Here is a 19,434-nt window from a genome sequence, read left to right as displayed (position 1 = left end):
GGACGCCTCGACGACAGGAGTGTGACGCGCGTCATGGCGATGGTCCACCCGGTGGCGTCGCGGCATCCCGGTGCCCTGATCCGTCCAGGCCGCGCTGCCGCCGGGCACGTACCCCGGGCCCATCCGTTTACCGCTGCGTGGGCTCCCGGACCGGGGGTTCCGGCGACGGGGACGGGACCCGGGGCAGCGGCGGCGCCACCGGCTGGGCGGTGAGCTCCTGGTAGGCGGTGGTGTGCGCGCGGAGCGCCGCGACCGCGTCGGCGACGTCGGTGGCCGGCCTCCCGGCCGCCGACGCGACGTCCTCCGCCTGCCGCACCGCGTCGCAGACGTCGGCGACCATCTCGAGGTACGCCCGGGCCTCCGGCTCCGGGTCGGCCTGCTCCGTCGGGTTCGGGAACAGCGCCCGTTGCCGCAGGCGCTGCTCGAGGCGGCTGCCCTCGGCCTCCAGCGACGGCAGCAGCTCGGGGACGTCGCCGAGATGCGCACCGGCGGCCTGGGCCGCGACGACCTGGCGGCGCAGCCCGTCCCGGGCTCGGGCGACGTCGAGCTGGAGCTCCGCGGCCGAGCGCCGCTGGCCCGGCGGCAGACGGCGCGCGGCGACGGCGGTGGCCCCCTGCACACCGAGCACCCGGCCGCGGGCGGCGAGCTCCCGGCCACGGGCCGCGAGCGGGCTGCGCCGGAAGCGCCTGAGCACCAGCCATCCGGCGAGAGCGGCGACCAGCAGGAGCACGAGGAGCACGCCACCGAGGACGGCGACCACCGCGGGGTCCAGCGAGAGCAGGAAGGACAGCTCCTCGTCGGCCCGCACGTCCAGGGCGCCGGCGGTGCCGGTCGGCAGCGGGGTGGTCATCGGGCTCCTCGTCTCAGGCGGTGGGGGCGCCAGGGACAACGTCCTCCACCCGGCCGGTGGTTCCCGGGCCGGCTCGGCCGCCCGGTCCGGCGCGAGGCACCCATGGCACGTCGACGCGGACCGCGAGGCGCTGCATCGACCGTCCGTGGCGGGGGTAGCCGAGTGGCGCAGTTACGACAGCGGACGACCAGTGACAAGGAGTCAGCGATGACCACCAAGGCCGAGAAGTCGATCCAGGTCGACGTACCGGTGTCCACGGCCTACAACCAGTGGACCCAGTTCGAGGACTTCCCGTACTTCATGGGCGGGGTCAAGGAGGTGCACCAGCACGGCGACAAGCGCCTGCACTGGGTGGCGGAGATCGCGGGCGTCCGGCGCGAGTGGGAAGCAGTCATCATCGAGCAGGTGCCGGACCAGAAGATCGCCTGGGCCGCGCAGGAGGGCGCGACGAACGCCGGCGCCGTGCGGTTCGAGCCGGTCGGCGCAGGGTCCACCCTCGTCCACCTGTCGCTGGAGTACGAGCCCGAAGGGCTCGTGGAGAAGGTCGGCGACAAGCTCGGCGTCGTGGAGCGGCAGGTGGAGTCCGACCTCCAGCGCTTCAAGTCCCTCGTGGAGAGCGAGGGCTACGCCACCGGCGGATGGCGCGGCACGATCAACCCCGGAGAGGACGTCGGCACCCCCGGGGTGAACGCGGCCTTCACCTCCCGCGGCGACAGCGGGAAGGCGGGGGTGTCCGGCAAGGCCGTCGCCGCGGGGGCGGCCGCGGTGGCCGGCGTGGCGGCCGCGGGTGCTGCCGCCGCCGCGTCCGGGAGCAGTCAGGGCGGCGGCCAGGAGAAGGCACAGCCCCCGCAGGAGGACGTCGCGGTCGTTCCGCAGCCGCCGAGGGAGGCGGTGCGCGACGAGGTCGTCGTGGACGAGTCCGACCCCGCCGGCTTCACCGCTGGCACCTCCACCGAGGGCGTGGAGCGGGGAACCAGGGATTCCGACGACGACCCCATGATCGGGGGCGGCAGCCGCTGACCCGCACGGCGGTCGGGTCCGGGACAGCTCCCTCGGACCCGACCGCCACGCGGCGGCCCGGGGCCGCCGCCACTCCGTCGGTGGAGCCCTTCCGGGCACCGCGACCCCGAGCCGGAGCGCCGTGGCCGGATGCGGGTGCCGGCCCATCGCGCCGGGACCTCGTCCGGACGGCCGGGTCCGCCTGGCCGGAGCGGAGGGTCGCCCACCCCGTACCGGTGCGGCCGGGGCAGGTCACAACAGGGACAGGTCGAGCCGTTCCGACAGCAGGTGCAGGGCGGCCCGTCCCGCTCGTGAGTTGCCCTTCTCGTCCAGCGGCGGCGACCACGCGCACACACCGAACCGGCCCGGCACGTCGCCCATGACCGCGCCGGCGACGCCGCTCTTGCACGGGAATCCCAGGTCGTAGGCGAACTGGCCGGCCGCGTCGTACGTGCCGCACGTCAGCATCAGCGCGTTGACCCGGCGCGCGAGGGGCTCGGAGAGCACCGTGGCTCCCGTGCGTGGCTCGACGCCGTCGTTGGCCAGGAAACGAGCGGCTCGGGCCAGCGTCCGCGTGGTGACCGTGAGGGAGCACAGGCGGGCGTAGAGCTCGATGACCTCGTCGACCTCGTGGTGCAGGTTCCCGAACGACCGCATGAGGTGGGCGATGGCGCGGTTGAGGTGGCTGCCCTCCCGCTCGGCGTCGAGTGCGGTCTCGTCGACCACCAGCTCGTCGCCGACCAGCTCGCCCAGGAGGCCGGCCACCGAGCCGACGGGATCGTCCGCCACGTCGATCAGCACGTCGCTCACCACGAGGGCCCCGGCGTTGATGAACGGGTTCCGCGGCACGCCCTTCTCGTGCTCGAGCTGGATCAGCGAGTTGAACGGGTCCCCGGACGGCTCGCGGCCCAGCCGCTCGAACAGCTCCTCACCCACCCGCTGCAGGGCAGCCGTGAGCGCGAAGACCTTCACGACGCTCTGGACCGCGAAGCCGACGTCGGCGTCCCCGGTGACGTGCTCGGTCCCGTCGAGCTCGGCGAGCGCCAGGGCGAAGCGGGCGGGCTCGGCCGAGGTCAGCTCCTCGGGCTGCTCCTTGACCTCGCCCTCCTCGGCGCGATGCTGGGACCGGTCCGCGACCTCGGCGAGCACCGCCGCCAGGTCGCTGGTCCCGTCGGCAGCGGAGGGCGACGAGGGGGAGGGGGGCATCGACCCCCGTTACCCGTCGGCCGGCTGCCGACACCCCCCGCCCCGCGCGGCAGGCGCCGAAGTCGGGTCGCTGGCAGGGTGGACGGCATGGCCGATACCTCTCCCGCCGTCGTGGTGACCGGTGCGAACGGGTTGGTGGGCACCGCGGTGTGCCGCGCGCTGGTCGAGCGCTCGGCGCAGGTGCGCGCCGTCGTCCGGCGCGCCGGCAGTGCGCCCGCGCTCGACGGGGTCGTCGAGCACGTCGGTGACTTCGCCGACGAGGGCTTCGCCGGCACGGTGACCCGGGGCGTCGACGCGGTCGTCACGACCGTCCACCCGATGGGTTCGCCCCGGGAGGTGCAGCACCGGGTGGGCGTCGAGGGCACGTCGGCCTTCGCCCGGGCCGCCCGCGATGCCGGCGTCGCCCGGCTCGTCCACGTGTCCACGGCCGGGGTCTACGACCGCTCGGCCGGCGTCGGGGACGTGGCCGAGGACGGCGCCCTCCTGCCCGAGGGGAGCGGCGACTACCCCGACACCAAGAACGCCGCCGACGCCGCGCTTGCGCAGATCAGCGGGCTCACCACCGTGCTGGTCCGCCCGCCGGCCATCCTGGGGGCCGGCGAGACGTCGGTGTGGAACACGCTGCGGCCGCGGGCGATCCGCGACGGGAGCCGCCGGGCGAACCCGGCGCAGACCTGGGCCTGGGTGCACGTCGAGGACCTGGCGGCCCTGATCGCGGACGTCGCCACGGGCGCCGTCGCGACTGCCGACGACGCGGAACGGGGCCCGGTCGCCGGCGGTACGACCCCGGTCATCGTCGCGGGCGAGCCCGCGACCTGGCGGGATTACCTCGGCACGGTGACCGATGCGCTGGGCGTCGAGCCCGAGTGGACCGACGAGCCGGTCTGGACCGGCCGGCTGCGCACCGACCGCGCGCGCGGGTGGGGCTGGCAGCCCCGCGTCAGCCTCGCGCAGGCGCTGGGCGAGCTGCGGCAGGGCCTGACCTCACGTTCGTGAGGCGCCCGGTGGACCGGTGAGGAGCTAGACGCCGTGCACGGGCCACCCCGGCGCGCCGAGTTCCCGGGAGACGGCCCGCGCCGCCTCCCGGACCGCCCCTAGGACGGAGTCGTCCACCGGCCAGGCGGCCGACGGGACGACGACGCCGATGGCGCCGGCGACATCGGCGTGCGCATCGAAGACCGGCGCGGCGAGCCCGCACTCGCCGAGGAGAGCCTCCTCCTGCTCCAGGGCGACAGCGGTGGAGCGCGCCTCCTCCAGCTCGGCCCGGAGCTCCGTCACGGAGGTGAGGGTCTCGCCCGTCATGCTCTTCAGCGGCTCCTGGAGCACACCCCGTCCGGCCGCTCCGGAGAAGGCGAGGATCGCCTTGCCCAGGGCGCAGGCGTGGGCGGGGATGACGATCCCCACCTCCGGCATCTGCCGGCTGCCGTCGGGGCGCGGCTCGTGGTGGATGATCACGACGTCGTCGAGCAGCAGGACGGCGGTCCGCACCGCGAACCCGGTCCGGCGGGCCACCTCCTCGGCCCACGGGATCGCGCGGGAGCGCAGCTCGATGGTGTCGAGGTAGACGTTGCCCAGGCGCAGGACGGCGGGGCCCAGCTGGTAGCGGCCCGACCCGCGTTCCTGCACCACCAGCCCGTGGGAGACGAGGGTGCGCACCAGCCCGTGCACGGTCGACGGGGGCAGCTCGAGCCTGGCGGCCAGCTCGGACAGGGCCATCCGGCGGGAGCCCTGCAGGGCCGTCAGCACCCGGACCGCCCGGTCGACGGACTGAATCACCGGCCCGCCCCTCCCGCTCGTCCCGGTGCGCGGCCGTGCCTTGTCGAGCACCGGCGCGCTCTAGTAATCTACGTCACACATTCGACGATGTCGAATGGTCTTCGGTGAAGCGGAGGCCCCGTGCTCGACGAGACGGCCCTGCCCCGGCGTCCGGTCGTCGGGTTCTCCGGCGAGGCCACCGTGGTCCGTGTGGACCACCGCACGGCGGCGACGGTCGACGGCGTGGTGGGCCCCGCACTCGCCTGCACCGTCATCGCGCGGACGCCCGCCGTGGCGCGCCGCCGTGCCCGGCGTCGACGTGGGCGCCCCCGACGAGGCCCGCGCACCCGCGACGGCCTCCTGATCCCTACGCCACCAGGAGAACCGAGGTCATGAAGAAGCTCGTCAACGACCCAGCGGACGTCGTCTCGGAAGCCCTGCGGGGCTTCGAGGCCGCACACCCCGACCTGCGGGTCGACCACGCGAACAAGGTGATCCACCGCGGCGACCTGCCGAAGCCGGGCAAGGTCGGCATCGTCTCCGGCGGCGGCTCCGGCCACGAGCCGCTGCACGGCGGATTCGTGGGGCTGGGCATGCTCGACGCCGCCTGCGCCGGCGAGATCTTCACGTCTCCGGTGCCCGACCAGGTGCTCGCGGCCACGAAGCTGGTCGACGGCGGCGCAGGAGTCCTGCACGTCGTCAAGAACTACACCGGCGACGTCATGAACTTCGAGATGGCCGCGGAGCTGGCCGAGGCCGAGACCGGGGCGCGGGTGGTCCCGGTGGTCACCGACGACGACGTCGCCGTCCAGGACAGCACGTGGACGGCGGGGCGGCGGGGGGTCGGCGTCACCGTCCTGCTGGAGAAGATCGCGGGTGCCGCCGCCGAGCAGGGCCGCTCGCTGGACGAGGTCGCCGACGTGGCCCGGACGGTGAACGCCAACGGCCGCAGCATGGGCCTCGCGCTCACCAGCTGCACGTTGCCGGCGGTCGGGCACCCGTCGTTCGACCTGGGGCCCGACGAGATGGAGCTCGGCGTGGGCATCCACGGCGAGCCGGGCCGCGAGCGCATCCCGCTGGCGTCGGCACGGGAGATCGCCGCCATGCTGGTCGAGCCGGTCCTCGACGACCTGCCGTTCCGCTCCGGCGACGGCGTCCTCTGCTTCGTCAACGGCCTCGGTGGGACGCCGCTGATCGAGCTCTACGTCATGGTCAACGAGGTGAACCGGATCCTCTCCGGGCGCGGCGTGCAGATCGCCCGCTCGCTGGTCGGCAACTTCATCACCTCCCTCGACATGGCCGGCACGTCGGTCACGTTGCTGCGCGTCGACGACGACCTGCTCTCGCTGTGGGACGCGCCCGTGCGGACGCCGGCGCTGCGGTGGGGGGTCTGACCGATGGCTGACGGCATGACGACGGGCGACCTGGCGGACTGGGTCCGGGCCTTCGCTCGGCTCGTCGACGAGAACAAGGACCTGCTCACGGAGCTCGACGCGGCGATCGGCGACGCCGACCACGGCGCCAACATGCACCGCGGGATGACCGCGGTGGTGACTGCGCTCGACGAGGGCGCGGCCACCACGCCGGGCGCCTTGTTCAAGAAGGTCGGCATGACGTTGGTGTCGACCGTCGGCGGGGCGAGCGGCCCGCTGTACGGAACCTTCTTCCTCCGGTTCGGCGGAGCCGTCGGCGACGCCGAACCGGTGGACCCCGACGGTTTCGCCGCCGGGCTGCGCGCGGGGCTCGAGGGGGTGGTGGCCCGTGGCAAGGCGGAGGCGCAGGACAAGACCATGTTCGACGCCCTGGCCCCGGCGGTCGACGCACTGGAGGCGGCGCTGGCCGACGGCCAGCCGTGGGGCACCGCGTTGCAGCGGGCGTCGGCGGCTGCGGCCGCGGGGCGGGACGCGACGATCCCGATGCCGGCCCGCAAGGGCCGGGCCAGCTATCTCGGCGAGCGGAGCGCCGGGCACCAGGACCCCGGCGCGACCAGTGCGGCGCTGCTCGTCGCCGCGGCGGCGACGGCCCTGGGTGGCGTCCAGAATCCGGTGGCGGCCGGGCCGGCCGACGGGACGCCCTCCGGATGACGGCGTCCGGCGGTGGCGGAGCGCAGGGCGTCGGGATCGTGGTCGTCTCGCACAGCCGGGCCCTGGCCACGGCCGCCGTCGCGCTGGCGACGGAGATGGTGCACGGCGCCGAGCCCCGCATCGCGGTCGCGGCCGGGCTCGGCGACACGACCTTCGGCACGGACGCCGTCCAGATCGCCGCAGCCATCCAGCGCGTCGACGGCGACGCCGGCGTGGTGGTCCTCATGGACCTCGGCAGCGCGGTGCTCAGCGCGGAGATGGCGCTGGAGCTGCTGGACGACGACGTCGTCCGGGACCGCGTGACGCTCTGCCCGGCACCGCTGGTCGAGGGGCTCGTGGTCGCGGCGGTCGCGGCTGCCGGTGGCGCATCCCGGCAGGAGGTCGCCGCCGAGGCCCGGGCGGCGCTCCTGGCGAAGACCGGGCACCTGGGTGCCGACGACGAACCCGGAGGCCCGGCCCGCGGGGAGGACGGGACCGGTGTCACCGCCACCTTCACCGTCGAGAACCTTCACGGGCTCCACGCCCGGCCCGCGGCCCGGCTGGTCGCGGAGGTGCGCCGGCTGGACGCCGCGGTGACGCTGCGCAACCTCACGGCGGGCGGAGCGGTGGTCCCGGCGGCCAGCCTCAGCCGGGTGGCGACGCTGGGCGCGCTCCAGGGGCACGTCGTCGAGGTGGCGGCGACCGGACGGCAGGCGCGCGCCGCGGTGGACCGCCTGCTGGCGCTGGCCGCACGCCGCTTCGACGAGGTGGACGACGCAGGCGAGGCCGCCCCGTCCGGTGACGCGCCGCCCGCGCCGGGAACACCGTTGCCCGCGGGCCCGGGGATCGGGATCGGCCCCGCCCGCCGGCTGCCCACGTGGTCGCCGCCGCCCACCGACCGACCAGCCGGTCCCCCCGCCGCCGAGTGGCGACGGCTGACCGAGGCCGTGGCCGACGTCCGCCGGGAGGTCGAGCGGCTCCGCGACGGCGCGCTGCAGGGCGCCGGAGCGGCGGCGGCCGGGATCTTCGAGGCCCACCTGCTGCTGCTCGACGACGCGGAGCTGCTGGGGGAGGCGCGGTCGCGGATCGACGCCGGCACCTCCGCGCCGGCCGCCTGGGAGGCGGCGGTCGAGACGGTGGAGCGGAGCTGGCTCGCGCTGCCCGACCCCTACCTGCGTGGTCGCGCAGCGGACGTCCGGGCGGTGGGGGAGCAGGTGCTGCGCACGCTGGGCGGTGCCACCGCGGCGGTGCCGGTCGCGGCGGACGGCGTCCTGCTCGACCGGGACCTGACCCCGGCGCAGGCGGCGGCGCTCGACCCGCGCACCGTGCGCGGCGTCGTCCTCGCCGGTGGGAGCGCCACCTCGCACACGAGCATCCTGCTGCGCTCGTTGGGCATCCCCGCGGTCGTCGCCGCCGGGCGGGCGGTCCTCGACGTGGCCGAGGGCACGGTGGTCGTCGTCGACGGTGCGGCCGGGCGGGTGGTCGTGGATCCGGCCCCCGAGGCCCTCGAGGAGTACCGGCGCGAGGCGGCCCATCTCGCCGAGCAGGCGGAGCGTTCGGCGGCCGAGGCGACCCGTCCGGCGATCACCGCGGACGGGGTCCGGGTGGAGGTGGCGGCCAACCTCGCGTCCGTCGCCGACGCCCGTGCCGCGGCGGCGACCGGAGCCGACGGCGCCGGCCTGGTCCGGACCGAGCTGGTCTTCGTCGATCGGGACCGCCCGCCGTCCGTGGCGGAGCAGGAGCGGGAGTACCGCGCGATGGCGGAGGCGTTCGACGGCCATCCCATCACGATCCGGACCCTCGACGTCGGCGGCGACAAGCCGCTGCGCTACCTCCGGCAGCCCTCCGAGGCGAACCCCTATCTCGGCCTGCGGGGCCTGCGCCTCTCGCTCGCGCGGCCGGAGCTGTTCGTCGAGCAGTTGACCGCGATCTGCGAGGTCGCGCGCCATGCGCCGGTCAACGTCCTGTTCCCCATGGTGACGGCCGTCGACGAGCTGATAGCGGCACGGCAGCTGCTCGACCGGGCGGCCGGCCCGGAGGGGCTGCCGAGCTCCCTGCGGATCGGGATCATGGTGGAGGTGCCGGCGGCGGCGCTGACCGTCGAGGCGTTCCTGCCGTACCTGGACTTCGTCAGCATCGGGACGAACGACCTCACGCAGTACGCGCTCGCCGTCGAACGCGGGAACCCGGCCGTGGCGCCGCTGGCCGATCCGCTCCACCCGGCCGTTCTGCGCCTCATCGGCGAGGTGGGCAGCCGGGCGGCCGGTCGGGCTCCCGTCGCTGTGTGCGGCGAGATGGCAGCTGATCCGCTGGCCGTCCCCCTGCTGCTCGGCCTGGGTGTGACGGAACTCAGCGTCGCGGGCGCCGCCGTGCCGCGCGTGAAGGCGGCGGTGCGGGCACTGGCCCTGCGCGCGTGCGACGAGCTGGCGAAGGAGTGCCTCGAGGTGGGGACCGTCGAGGAGGTCCGTCAGCTGCTCGCCGACCGCGCGCAGGCCCTGCGACCGGCCGGAGCGGTGGCGCCGTACGTCCGTTCCACGTGAGGGTGGATCCCGGGCCGGCAGCGCGTCGCTCGCGGGGTCGTCCCGTCGACTACGGCTCGTCCGTCAGGGCGTGTCCGGTGGCGACGGGAACAACCAGAGCACGCTCGACAGCGCCCCGTACACCACGGCCGGGCCGGTGTGCGGCAGTCGCTTCCCGGCCGCCGCCCGTGCCTCGCCGCGGCGGAAGATCCACCGCTCCGCGGTCAGCTGCGCGCCGACCCCCGCGGCGAGTGCGGCCGCCACGGACCCGGCGATGACGGCCTTGCTGCGGGCGGGCAGCGAACGGAGTGCCTGCGCCGGGGCGACCGCGCCGTCGGGCTCCTGCCCAGCGGGGGCGGTGCGCCGCGTCGCCCGCAGGTCGGGGACCGACGCCGCGAAGGCGACGGCCGTGAGCCCGGCCTTCGCCCAGCCGCGGGTCGTGCGCGAGGGGATGAAGTCCGGCGTGGCGTAGTACAGGGCGGTTGCCGCCCCGCCGACCAGGGCGGCAAGGGCTCGGGATGAGGTGGACCGCGTGTTCACCCGGCCATCCTCTCGCGCGCGAGCGGCCGCAACAACGCAGTTGGGCGCAGCTGCCGACAGCACCAGCGGCAGGGACGACTTCCCGCCGGCGCGGCGACCGCGGCTCGACGTCGGCGCTCGTCACCGAGCCGGGCGGAGCCCCGGTCACTGCTGCATCCGCGGATCGTGGGTGGGGTCGGCGTACGGCCTGGGGCAGCCGTCGTCGACGGCCCGGGGGCGCAGCTCGTAGTGCCAGGGCTCGTTACGGTAGGTCTGGCACAGCCCGTACCGCGCCCCGTGCTCGGCCAGCCACGCCCGTGCCTCGGAGGGGCCGACGTCGACCGCGTCCCCGGACACGTGGGCGGAGGTCTCCGCCGTGGCCACCCATCGGGCAGCCTCCTCCTCCGAGCCGTACTCGGTGACGGCCTCGCGGAGCAGCTGCTCCTGGTACGCAGGGGAACGCCAGCCGCTGGTGACGGTGAACCCGACCCCGTCACCCGCGGCAGCCGCCGCTGCCCTGCGGAGGGCGCCGAGGAGATCGGCATCGAGGTTGGCCACGGCCGGGAACTCGCCGTCGAAGACCGTCACACCGTCGGGCACGACGCCGTCGTCGACCGTCACGCCGAGCGGCCGGGGACGGTCGGGCGCATCCGGGTTGTGACGCAGGTCGGGGGACGGCGAACCGCTCCGGACGTCGTCGTCGGGGACTGCTCGCTCCTCCCCGTCCGTCCGGACGACGGGTGCTGCCGACGAGGACGGGGCTGCCACCCCCTGGTACCCGAGGATCCCTCCGACGATCGCGGCGATGGGCAGTACCAGGACGACTGCGATGGTCGATCGGGCCCGGCCGGCTCTCGTTCGTGCGTGGTCGCTGTGGGACATGCCTGCAGTCAAGGCAGGGTTCCGTTGCCACCACGTACGCGTTTCTCGATATGCCGGCGATACGTGCTCGTTCTCTAGCCTCGGCAGCGTGCGCGTGCTGATCGTCGAGGACGAACCGTTGCTGGCAGGAGCCATCCGCGATGGGCTGCGTCTGGAAGCGATCGCGTCCGACGTCGCCGGGGACGGCGAGACCGCGCTCGAACTGCTGGGCGTGAACGCCTACGACATCGCGGTCCTCGACCGCGACATCCCCGGGCCGTCCGGTGACGAGATCGCCGCGCACATCGTCGCGTCGGGCAGCGGCATGCCGATCCTGATGCTCACCGCTGCCGACCGGCTCGACGACAAGGCGTCCGGGTTCGAGCTCGGCGCCGACGACTACCTCACCAAGCCGTTCCAGCTCAAGGAGCTGGTCCTGCGGCTCCGAGCGCTCGACCGCCGGCGAGCGCACAACCGGCCGCCCGTGCGGGAGATCGCGGGTCTGCGGCTGGACCCGTTCCGGCGCGAGGTCTACCGGGACGGCCGGTACGTCGCGCTGACCAGGAAGCAGTTCGCCGTGCTCGAGGTCCTCGTCGCCGCCGAAGGGGGCGTCGTCAGCGCCGAGGAGCTGCTGGAGCGCGCGTGGGACGAGAACGCGGACCCCTTCACCAACGCTGTCCGGATCACCGTCTCGGCGTTGCGCAAGCGCCTCGGCGAACCGTGGCTCATCGCCACCGTTCCGGGCGTCGGGTACCGGATCGACACAGCACCGGGCACGGCACCCGGGGGAGGGGACCATGGCTAGGGCCCCCGGTCCGAGTGCCCGCCTCAAGCTCACTCTCAGCTATGCCGGCTTCCTCGTGCTCGCGGGGGCGCTGCTCCTGGCGGTCGTGTGGGTGTTCCTGCTGCGCTACGTGCCCGACGGCGTGCTCGTCACCTCCGGCCGGCCGGGACGCCAACCGGGGCTCTTCGTCCCGAACCGGTCGGACCTCGTGCGCGCTTTCGTCCCGCGCGCGGCCGCTGCGCTGGCGTTCCTGCTCGTGCTGGGTCTCGCGGGAGGGTGGTTCCTCGCCGGCCGGATGCTCGCCCCGCTGCGCCGCATCACGGAGGCCACCCGCATGGCGGCGACCGGGTCGCTTTCCCACCGCATCCGGCTGCCGGGCCGTCAGGACGAGTTCCGGGAGCTCGCCGACGCCTTCGACGGGATGCTCGCGCGGCTCGAGGCGCACGTCGCCGAACAGCAGAGGTTCGCGGCCAACGCCTCTCACGAGCTGCGCACCCCGCTGGCCATCACGCAGACCCTGCTGGAGGTCGCCCGCAAGGACCCGGACCGCGACCCGGCCGAGCTCGTCGACCGCCTCCACGACGTCAACGCCCGGGCGATCGACCTCACGGACGCACTCCTGCTGCTCAGCCGCACCGAGGGGGGATCCTTCCCCCGGGAACGCGTCGACCTCTCGCTCGTGGCCGAGGAAGCCACCGAGACGCTCCTGCCGCTCGCGGACAAGCACGGCGTCACGATCGAGACCTCCGCGGATGCCGCCCCCACGGTCGGATCACCGTCGCTCCTGCTGCAGATGGCGACGAACCTCCTGCACAACGCCGTGGTCCACAACCTCCCCGAGCGGGGCACGGTGCGGATCACCACCGGCGCCCGCTCCGGGACGGCGGTGCTCACCGTGGAGAACACCGGCGAGGAGATCGATCCGGAGCTGGTCTCGACGCTCTCCGAGCCGTTCCGGCGCGGCACCGAGCGCATCCGCTCCGACCACGCGGGCGTGGGTCTCGGCCTGGCGATCGTCCAGGGCATCGTGCGCGCGCACGGCGGAACGCTGACCATCGTCGCGCGCCCGGCCGGCGGTCTCCGCGTCGCGGCGGAGCTGCCTGCGGCCCGCGAACAGGGAGACGTCCCACCACCCTGAGGGCATGGGTCGCGCGGTGGCCGAACCGCCTCGTGACCGACTGCCCACGTCACGGCGCCGGTCGTGGCCGCGGCGGCCCAGCGGACGGCCGCCGCCGCGGCGATCGACGTCGACCTGATCCTCGACGACGCCCGGGCACAGGCCGCAGCCGGTGCGCCGGAACCGGTTGTCGCCGGATACCGGAGCCGCCATGGTGGACGGCACCCGGCGGGGACCGGCCGGCGCGACCGGTCCCCGGGACGGCCTGACCTGACGGAGGCAGCGTGTCCCCTGACGTCATCGGACTCAGCCTGCTGGTGCTGGGCGTCCTGCTCCTGGTCGCCAAACTCGTCCGGATCCGGTCACGCATCGCCCAGAAGCTCTTCCTCCCCAGCTCGATCATCGGCGGGTTCCTCGCCCTGCTCATCGGCCCCGAGGTGGTCGGCTCGGTGGCCGAGGCGATCGGCGGGGAGGACGCGCCGCTGAGCGGCGGACTGTGGCCGGCCGAGTTCCTCGAGGTCTGGGCGTCGCTGCCGGGCCTGCTGATCTCGGTCGTCTTCGCGACCCTGTTTCTCGGCGAGCGGATCCCCAAGGTGAAGGAGGCCGCCGAGCTCGCCGGGCCGCAGCTGGCCCTCGGCGTCACCATGGCGTCGGGCCAGTACGTGATCGGGTTGCTGCTGGCCGTCCTGCTGCTCGTGCCGTTCCTCGGCCAGGACCCCATGGTCGGCGCGCTCATCGAGGTGGGGTTCGAGGGCGGCCACGGCACGGCCGCAGGCCTGGGCACCACCTTCGCCGACCTGGGCTTCCCGGAGGCGCAGGACCTGGCGCTGGGCCTGGCCACGGTGGGCGTCGTCTCCGGCGTCGTCGTCGGCATCGCGCTGATCAACTGGGGGGTGCACACCGGCCGCGCCCAGGTGCTGGAGGACGACGCGAAGACGTCGCTGGCCGAGCAGCGCGGGCTCTACGAGCGGGAGGAGCAGCCGCCCGCCGCGCTGATGACGGTGCGCACCGCCTCGGTCGAGCCGCTGGCCATCCACTTCGCGATCGTCGCCGTGGCGATCCTCATCGGCCTCGGCCTGCTCGAGGCGCTCCAGGCCCTCGAGGCGGCGCTGTGGGCCGACACCGTCGAGCTCTTCGAGTTCGTGCCGCTGTTCCCGCTGGCGATGATCGGCGGGGTGCTGGTGCAGAAGTTCGTCGACCGGTTCGACCGGACCGGCATCGTCGACCGGCGGATGATGCTGCGCATCCAGGGGATCGCCCTCGACCTGCTGATCATCAGCGCCCTCGCCACGCTGTCCATCCAGGCGATCGCGGACAACTGGGTGACGTTCCTCCTCCTCGCCGTCGCCGGCCTCTCGTGGAACGTGGGCGCCTTCGTCTTCCTGGCGCGCCGGATGATCCCGCGCTTCTGGTTCGAGCGCGGTATCGGCGACCTGGGGCAGTCCCTCGGCGTCACGGCCACCGGCCTGATCCTGATCCGGGTCGCCGACCCCAACGCCGCCACCCCGGCGATGGAGGCCTTCGGTTACAAGCAGCTGGCCTTCGAGCCCTTCTTCGGCGGCGGACTGGTCACCGCGGCGTCGCTCCCGCTGATCGCCCAGTTCGGGCCGGTGCCGCTGCTGATCGCCATGTCGGTCCTGCTGGTCCTGTCGCTGGGGACGGGCATCCTGTGGTTCGGACGGCGGACCCCGGCCCAGGAGGAGGCGCGTTCCCCGGACGGTTGACGGCCGGAGCGTCCGGCGTCAGGCGGGGAGGACCGCGTCGTCCGGAGCCGTGTGCCGATCGCCGTACCAGGCGGCCAGCCGGGCGAAGCCCTCGTCGAGGCCGACCTCCGGCCGCCAGCCGAGCGCGGTCCGGGTCCGCCGCTGGTCGAACCAGTGCGCCGTCGTCAGCTGCTCGGTGAGGAACCGGGTCAGGGGAGGGGTCGACCGGCGGCCGAGCGCTGACCAGGTCCTCTCCACCACGGCGCCGGCCAGCCAGGCGGCGTGCGCCGGCACCCGACCCCGGGGTCCGGGCACGCCGGCCGCCGAGCACAGCCGTCGCAGGATCTCGGCCACCGTGCGGGGCTCACCGTTGGAGACCACCAGCGCCTCCCCGTGGACGGGCCCGCACGCGTCGACCCCTGCCACGAGGGCGGCAGCGGCGTCGTCGACGTACGTGGTGTCGATCAGGGCCGCGCCGGAACCGATGAGCGGGAGGCGGCCGCTGCCGGCCCGGGCGACGATCCGCGCCACGAGCTGCTCGTCGCCCGGGCCCCACACCAGGTGCGGGCGGAGGACCAGCACCGCGAGGGCAGCCGAGTCCGCGCCGAGCGCAACCTGCTCGGCCAGCGCCTTGGACCTCGAGTAGGCGCCACGCGCCCGGGCCGGGTCGGCCGGCCCTGCCCCGGCCCCGAACAGGGGTGCCCCGGCGTGCGAGACCGAGGGGGAGGAGACGTGCACCAGCCGCTGGACGCCCGCGGCGGAGCAGGCGGCGACGACGTTCCGCGTGCCCTCGACGTTGGCCCGGGCGTACTCCTCCCACGTCCCGGTCACGTCCACCTTCGCGGCGAGGTGGACGACGGCGTCCTGCCCCGCGGCCGCCCGTGCCACCACGGAGGGGTCGGCGATGTCCCCGAGCACCTCGGCGCAGGGCAGGCCCGAGGGACGGCGCTGGAAGACCGTCACCTCGTCGCCCCGCGCGATCAGGCGCTGGGCCGTGACCCGGCCGAGCATCCCGCTCGCGCCGGTGACCAGCACCTTCACGAGGTTCCGCCGCTCCGGGTCGCCCATCGCACCGGCGAGCCGGAGAGGACCCGGGTCGCCCGGCGCGCCAGTGCCGCCCGGTCGACCTTCGACTGGTGCCGGATGTCGACCGGCAGCGCCTTCGTCTCGAGCACGGCGGCGAGGTCCGTCCCGGCCGCGTCCCGGACCCGGTCGGCGAGCTCGACCGGTGCCACGGTCAGCCGCCCGGCACCGGCTCCCACCCGGAGGCGGGAGCGCCGTCGCCCGGGGCCGGCGCTGGGCACGACGACGGCGACGGCCACCTGCGCGCCTGCCGGTCCGACGCCGACGACCGCCGCGGCGGAGACGGCGTCCAGCCGCTCGATCCGCTGCTCCGGGCCGACCGGGGTCAGCGGCCCCTCCGCGGTGCTGATCACGTGGGCCAGCCGGCCCTCGATCCAGAGCCGTCCCGCGCCGTCCAGGTGCCCGACGTCCCCGGTGCGGTGCCATCCCGGATCGCGGGCGGCGGATCGCTCGGTGGCCCACAGCGCGTCGTAGCGGTCCTTCACGTGGGGCGCGCGCACGCAGACCTCGCCGGGAACGTGGGGCGCCTCGGTGAGCGGGCCGTCGGCCGCGCCCAGCGGGGAGAGCGGGCTGACGCGGATCTCGACACCGGGCACCGGGCGGCCGACGCAGACGCCGTTCCCCGGCCCGGCGGCCTCGACGTCGTCCAGGGAGACGTCGGTGACCGGGAGCGCCTCGGTCATGCCGTACGGCGTGTGCGCCTCGGCCCGCGGGAACGTCTCCCGGAGGGAGTGCAGGAGCGGGGTGGGCACGGGCGCGCCGGCCGACATGAGCAGTCGGACCCGGCTCAGCGCCGAGCGCTGCTCCGCGGTGAGCTGTTCGGTGGTGGCGGCGACGCGGCGCAGGGCGGCCGGTGCGGCGAAGACCACCGTGGCGTCCACGGCGGCCGCCGCGTCGGCCAGCTTCGCGGCGGTCAGCGTGCCGGGCTCCGTGACGTCGATGTCGGGCACGGACGACGCGATCCCGAGCCCCGGTCCGAGGATCGAGAAGGGAGCGAACGCGGCCACCAGCGAGTCGCCCGGCGTGAGGCGGTAGGCGGTCCTGACCAGCTCCAGCTGGGCGCCGACCTGGCGCTGCGTGTAGACCACGCCCTTGGCGGGGCCGGTGGCCCCGGAGGTGAAGACGACTGCGCAGTCCGAGTCCGCCGGGACCTCCTCGGGCGCGGCCGACGACCGGCCGAGGGCCTCCAGCGAGGCCAGGTCGCGCTCGGCGCCGAGGGCCCGGCGCAGCCGGGCCGTCGTCCGCCCCGCGACGATGCGCGTCCCGGCCAGCCCCATCGCCCTGGCGGCCGCCAGGCCGGCGGGGCCGCCCAGGACGTGGTCCGGCGCCGCTCCCCGGAGCGCGCGGCGCATGCCCCGGAAGCCGAGTCCCTTGTCGGCGACCACGATGACGGCGCCCGCGCGCCAGGTGGCGTAGACCGCTGCCGTCAGGTCCGCCGACGGTTCCAGCAGGAGCGCCACCCGATCTCCTGGACGGACACCGGCCGCCGCCAGGCCGGCGGCGAGGTCGGCGACCCGGCGGGCCAGCTCCGCCCAGGTGACCGAGTCCCCGCCGGTCTCCACGACGGCCGGGGAGTCGTCCTCGGCGCGGGCGGCCAGGGCCGCCCAGGGCCGGGCCGGCTCCACCGCCGTGCCGCGGCTGCCCACGGCCGCGGTGTCCGGTGCGGCGAAGGTGTCGGTCACCCAGGTGGCCACCGCCTGGGCGTACTGGGGCGCGTCCTCGGGGAGGAGGTGGGAGGCGCCCTCGTAGCGGTGCACCGCCGCCCGGGGCAGGCGCTCGCGCAGGTCGGCCAGGTACTTCTCGCCGAAGACCGGGTCACGAGGACCCCACAGGAGGAGCGCGGGGACGTCGAGGGTCCGGATGCCCTCGGCGATCGCCTCCTGCGCCGCACGGGAGGGGTGTCCCGTGCGGAAGGGGATGTCGGCGACGAACTCGCCCACGGCCCGGCGCCGCGCGGCCGTCGGGTAGGGCTGCGCGTAGGCCCGGCGGATCTCCCGGGGCAGCGGCGGCCACGACAGCGCCGTCGCCCCGCGGACGAACACCGAGCTGCCGACGGTGACGGCGGCGCGCAGGCCCGGCGCGTGCGCCAGCCGGATCAGCGCGGGCCCCAGGTCGCCCTCCGGCATGGCGACGGCGGTGTTGGTGAGGACCACGCCGCGCACGTCCTGCCGGTGCTCGAGCGCCCAGCCGAGGGAGATGATGCCGCCCCAGTCGTGGGCCACCGTGACGACCGGGCCGGTGACGCCCAGCGCGGCGGTGAGGTCCCCGAGATCGGCCACCCGCTGGGTCAGGGTCCGCGGCGCGGCCGGCCGCTCGGACCAGCCCATGCCCAGCTGGTCGGGGGCCACGACTCGCCACCCCGGCGGAGCGGCGGCGACCATCCGGCGCCAGAGGTAGGACCAGGTGGGGTTGCCGTGCACGCAGAGCAGGGTGCCGACCGGGTCGGGCACACCGTTGTCGAGCACGTGCCACAGGTGCTTCTCGCCGTCCGCACCGGGAACGGCGACCCACCGCGACCAGGACGGGTCCAGGCCCGGCAGCTGGACCGTCGCACCGGCTGTCACCAGGCGATCTCCAGGCAGCAGGCGTTCAGGCCCGAGCCGATCCCCATCAGCAGCACGCGGTCGCCGTCGGCCAGGGTGTCGGACTGCCCCGCCAGCGTGAACGGCACCGACGCGGGGCCCAGGTTGCCGCGGGTGGGGAAGGTCGTGGGCACGCGTGCCCGGTCGATGCCGAACCGGTCGCACAGGGCCCCGGTGTGCACCTTGGAGACCTGGTGGATGACGTAGCGGTCCATGCCCCGGGCCCAGTCGAACTCGTCCGCCGCGTCCGCCCACAGTTCACCGGAGAGTTCGAGGCCGGCGGCGAGGAGGCCCTTGAGGTCGGTCTGCATGCCGTCGTTGTCGCCGGTGCACAGCTGGTGGTGCTCGGTCCCGGCCCGGCTCACCGAGCCGACGAGCCGGTGGCCCTCGGGGTGCCGGTCGGCCCGGCCGAGCACCATGGCCACGGCGCCGGAGCCGAGGGTGAGGGTCGCGAAGTGGCCCATCACGTCCTTGGCCACGGTGTCCGGTCGGTTGAGCAGATCGATGGTGCGCTCCTGCACGGGTCGTGCGTCCTCGCCGTTGACGACGAGCGCGTACTCGACCATCCCGACGTCGATCATCGCCGCGGCCAGCTCCATGCCGTTGATGAAGCCCAGGCAGGCGTTGGTGACGTCGAAGTTCTGGCAGGAGCTCGGCAGACCGAGGGCGTCGTGCACGGCGACGGCCGTCGACGGTTCGAGGTGCTTGCGGCTGACCGACGTGTTGACCATCAAGCCGATGTGCGCCGGGTCGACCCCGCTCTCGCTGATCGCCTTGGCGCCCGCGGTGGCGGCGCCGTCGACGAACGACACCCCGTCGGCCCACCAGCGGCGCTCCTCGATGCCCGCGAGCCGCTGCAGCAGCCCGGGGCGCAGCCCGACGCGCTGGTAGGTGTCACCCAGCCGTTCGTCGAACTCGGCCGACGTGACGATCTGGGTCGCGTCCACCGTCTGCACGGTGAGGATCGCGGTGTTGCTGAATCGGTGTGTGGCGTTGCCGTTCATCAGGTCCACTCGTGAGGTGCGGCGGGCGGCCGCCGTCCTCATGCGCCACCCTCGTCCGGCGCGCTTACCCGTCGGGGCGACAGGTACACCGGCCGGGCCGTCGGCACCAGCATCGCAGCCGGACCGGGCCGGGGGGAGAGGGCGGTCGCCGGCGCAACCGCCGGGCTCGCTCGTGGGCTGGCGTGCCGGCCTGCGGACGAGGGGGGCCGATCGACGAGACTCGAGGGCCGCCAGCAGGTGGCCGTGCCGGTCCGGGCCGACGACGTCGACGAGCGCCCAGCCGCGTCTCGGTCGGTGGCGTGGGACACGAGGACCTCCGGTCGTGGGTGGATGCCGTCGCCGGTTCCGGTCCACGTCCGGAGGTCCTCGCCGAACAGGATCAGTCGATC

General features: G+C 75.0%; 16 protein-coding genes. 8 read left to right on the top strand and 8 right to left on the bottom strand.

What is annotated here, in order from left to right; translation table 11 throughout:
• Positions 1-127: 127 nt before the first annotated feature.
• The gene (locus ACI79Q_RS00605; protein WP_456587942.1) at positions 128-850 is read right to left on the bottom strand and encodes a hypothetical protein; all 723 of its coding nucleotides are present in this window, start codon (positions 848-850) and stop codon (positions 128-130) included.
• A 207-nt stretch (positions 851-1,057) separates the two neighbouring features.
• Between ACI79Q_RS00605 and ACI79Q_RS00600 the strand changes: the two genes are divergently transcribed.
• Positions 1,058-1,870 carry an SRPBCC family protein gene (locus ACI79Q_RS00600; RefSeq protein WP_456587941.1) on the top strand — a complete coding sequence of 271 codons (813 nt, stop codon included), beginning with the start codon at positions 1,058-1,060 and terminating at the stop codon, positions 1,868-1,870.
• 231 nt (positions 1,871-2,101) lie between these two features.
• On the opposite strand, the gene glsA is transcribed toward ACI79Q_RS00600, so the two are convergent.
• A complete protein-coding gene (glsA, locus tag ACI79Q_RS00595; RefSeq protein ID WP_456599278.1) occupies positions 2,102-3,055 on the bottom strand; it encodes a glutaminase A in 954 nt (317 codons plus the stop codon).
• A gap of 87 nt (positions 3,056-3,142) precedes the next feature.
• Here glsA and ACI79Q_RS00590 point away from each other — a divergent pair, with 87 nt between their 5' ends.
• Positions 3,143-4,051 (top strand): NAD-dependent epimerase/dehydratase family protein, encoded by a 909-nt coding sequence (locus tag ACI79Q_RS00590; RefSeq protein ID WP_456612127.1) that lies wholly within the window; start codon positions 3,143-3,145, stop codon positions 4,049-4,051.
• Between the two features lie 24 nt (positions 4,052-4,075).
• Here the strand turns inward: ACI79Q_RS00590 and ACI79Q_RS00585 are convergent, their stop codons facing one another.
• Positions 4,076-4,831, bottom strand: a complete 756-nt coding sequence (locus tag ACI79Q_RS00585) for an IclR family transcriptional regulator (protein WP_456587937.1) — start codon at positions 4,829-4,831, stop codon at positions 4,076-4,078.
• A 371-nt stretch (positions 4,832-5,202) separates the two neighbouring features.
• Between ACI79Q_RS00585 and dhaK the strand changes: the two genes are divergently transcribed.
• Genes dhaK through ptsP form a run of 3 tightly spaced genes read left to right on the top strand, consistent with a single transcriptional unit; the run spans position 5,203 to position 9,413 of the window.
• Complete coding sequence (dhaK, locus tag ACI79Q_RS00580; protein WP_456587936.1) at positions 5,203-6,204, top strand: dihydroxyacetone kinase subunit DhaK; 1,002 nt, start codon at positions 5,203-5,205, stop codon at positions 6,202-6,204.
• Positions 6,205-6,207: 3 nt separating this feature from the next.
• Positions 6,208-6,894: a dihydroxyacetone kinase subunit DhaL gene (gene dhaL, locus ACI79Q_RS00575; protein WP_456613923.1), complete on the top strand. Its 687-nt coding sequence runs from the start codon at positions 6,208-6,210 to the stop codon at positions 6,892-6,894.
• Positions 6,891-9,413 (top strand): phosphoenolpyruvate--protein phosphotransferase, encoded by a 2,523-nt coding sequence (gene ptsP, locus ACI79Q_RS00570; protein WP_456613922.1) that lies wholly within the window; start codon positions 6,891-6,893, stop codon positions 9,411-9,413. Before dhaL ends, ptsP begins: the two co-directional genes overlap by 4 nt.
• 63 nt (positions 9,414-9,476) lie before the next feature.
• Here ptsP and ACI79Q_RS00565 read toward each other — a convergent pair whose 3' ends face one another.
• Together ACI79Q_RS00565 and ACI79Q_RS00560 are read right to left on the bottom strand one after the other, a co-directional pair.
• On the bottom strand, positions 9,477-9,932 hold the full coding sequence (locus tag ACI79Q_RS00565; RefSeq protein WP_456599280.1) for a hypothetical protein: 456 nt from the start codon (positions 9,930-9,932) through the stop codon (positions 9,477-9,479).
• 144 nt (positions 9,933-10,076) lie between these two features.
• Entirely contained in the window at positions 10,077-10,793 is a 717-nt protein-coding gene (locus ACI79Q_RS00560; protein ID WP_456599281.1) for a M15 family metallopeptidase, read from the bottom strand.
• A gap of 88 nt (positions 10,794-10,881) precedes the next feature.
• Between ACI79Q_RS00560 and ACI79Q_RS00555 the strand changes: the two genes are divergently transcribed.
• The 3 genes from ACI79Q_RS00555 (at position 10,882) to ACI79Q_RS00545 (ending at position 14,397) form a co-directional block, all read left to right on the top strand.
• The gene (locus ACI79Q_RS00555) at positions 10,882-11,577 is read left to right on the top strand and encodes a response regulator transcription factor (protein ID WP_456587931.1); all 696 of its coding nucleotides are present in this window, start codon (positions 10,882-10,884) and stop codon (positions 11,575-11,577) included.
• Positions 11,570-12,694: a sensor histidine kinase gene (locus tag ACI79Q_RS00550; protein WP_456599282.1), complete on the top strand. Its 1,125-nt coding sequence runs from the start codon at positions 11,570-11,572 to the stop codon at positions 12,692-12,694. Before ACI79Q_RS00555 ends, ACI79Q_RS00550 begins: the two co-directional genes overlap by 8 nt.
• Positions 12,695-12,957: 263 nt before the next feature.
• Positions 12,958-14,397: a sodium/glutamate symporter gene (locus ACI79Q_RS00545; protein WP_456587929.1), complete on the top strand. Its 1,440-nt coding sequence runs from the start codon at positions 12,958-12,960 to the stop codon at positions 14,395-14,397.
• 18 nt (positions 14,398-14,415) lie between these two features.
• Here the strand turns inward: ACI79Q_RS00545 and ACI79Q_RS00540 are convergent, their stop codons facing one another.
• The 3 genes from ACI79Q_RS00540 to ACI79Q_RS00530 are packed head-to-tail and all read right to left on the bottom strand — an operon-like array spanning position 14,416 to position 19,087.
• Positions 14,416-15,444 (bottom strand): NAD-dependent epimerase/dehydratase family protein, encoded by a 1,029-nt coding sequence (locus ACI79Q_RS00540; RefSeq protein ID WP_456613921.1) that lies wholly within the window; start codon positions 15,442-15,444, stop codon positions 14,416-14,418.
• On the bottom strand, positions 15,414-18,023 hold the full coding sequence (locus ACI79Q_RS00535) for an alpha/beta fold hydrolase (protein WP_456587927.1): 2,610 nt from the start codon (positions 18,021-18,023) through the stop codon (positions 15,414-15,416). Before ACI79Q_RS00535 ends, ACI79Q_RS00540 begins: the two co-directional genes overlap by 31 nt.
• On the bottom strand, positions 18,020-19,087 hold the full coding sequence (locus ACI79Q_RS00530; RefSeq protein ID WP_456587926.1) for a 3-oxoacyl-ACP synthase III: 1,068 nt from the start codon (positions 19,085-19,087) through the stop codon (positions 18,020-18,022). Before ACI79Q_RS00530 ends, ACI79Q_RS00535 begins: the two co-directional genes overlap by 4 nt.
• Positions 19,088-19,434 lie beyond the last annotated feature (347 nt).

Source organism: Blastococcus sp. SYSU DS0828 (genome assembly GCF_054050975.1).
This window is presented reverse-complemented; position numbering and strand designations above follow the sequence as displayed.

Coding starts and splice junctions, on each gene's coding strand:
- ACI79Q_RS00605 (WP_456587942.1), bottom strand. CDS start 850: ATGACCACCCCGCTGCCGACCGGCACCGCCGGCGCCCTGGACGTGCGG.
- ACI79Q_RS00600 (WP_456587941.1), top strand. CDS start 1,058: ATGACCACCAAGGCCGAGAAGTCGATCCAGGTCGACGTACCGGTGTCC.
- glsA (WP_456599278.1), bottom strand. CDS start 3,055: ATGCCCCCCTCCCCCTCGTCGCCCTCCGCTGCCGACGGGACCAGCGAC.
- ACI79Q_RS00590 (WP_456612127.1), top strand. CDS start 3,143: ATGGCCGATACCTCTCCCGCCGTCGTGGTGACCGGTGCGAACGGGTTG.
- dhaK (WP_456587936.1), top strand. CDS start 5,203: ATGAAGAAGCTCGTCAACGACCCAGCGGACGTCGTCTCGGAAGCCCTG.
- dhaL (WP_456613923.1), top strand. CDS start 6,208: ATGGCTGACGGCATGACGACGGGCGACCTGGCGGACTGGGTCCGGGCC.
- ptsP (WP_456613922.1), top strand. CDS start 6,891: ATGACGGCGTCCGGCGGTGGCGGAGCGCAGGGCGTCGGGATCGTGGTC.
- ACI79Q_RS00560 (WP_456599281.1), bottom strand. CDS start 10,793: ATGTCCCACAGCGACCACGCACGAACGAGAGCCGGCCGGGCCCGATCG.
- ACI79Q_RS00550 (WP_456599282.1), top strand. CDS start 11,570: ATGGCTAGGGCCCCCGGTCCGAGTGCCCGCCTCAAGCTCACTCTCAGC.
- ACI79Q_RS00540 (WP_456613921.1), bottom strand. CDS start 15,444: ATGGGCGACCCGGAGCGGCGGAACCTCGTGAAGGTGCTGGTCACCGGC.
- ACI79Q_RS00530 (WP_456587926.1), bottom strand. CDS start 19,087: ATGAGGACGGCGGCCGCCCGCCGCACCTCACGAGTGGACCTGATGAAC.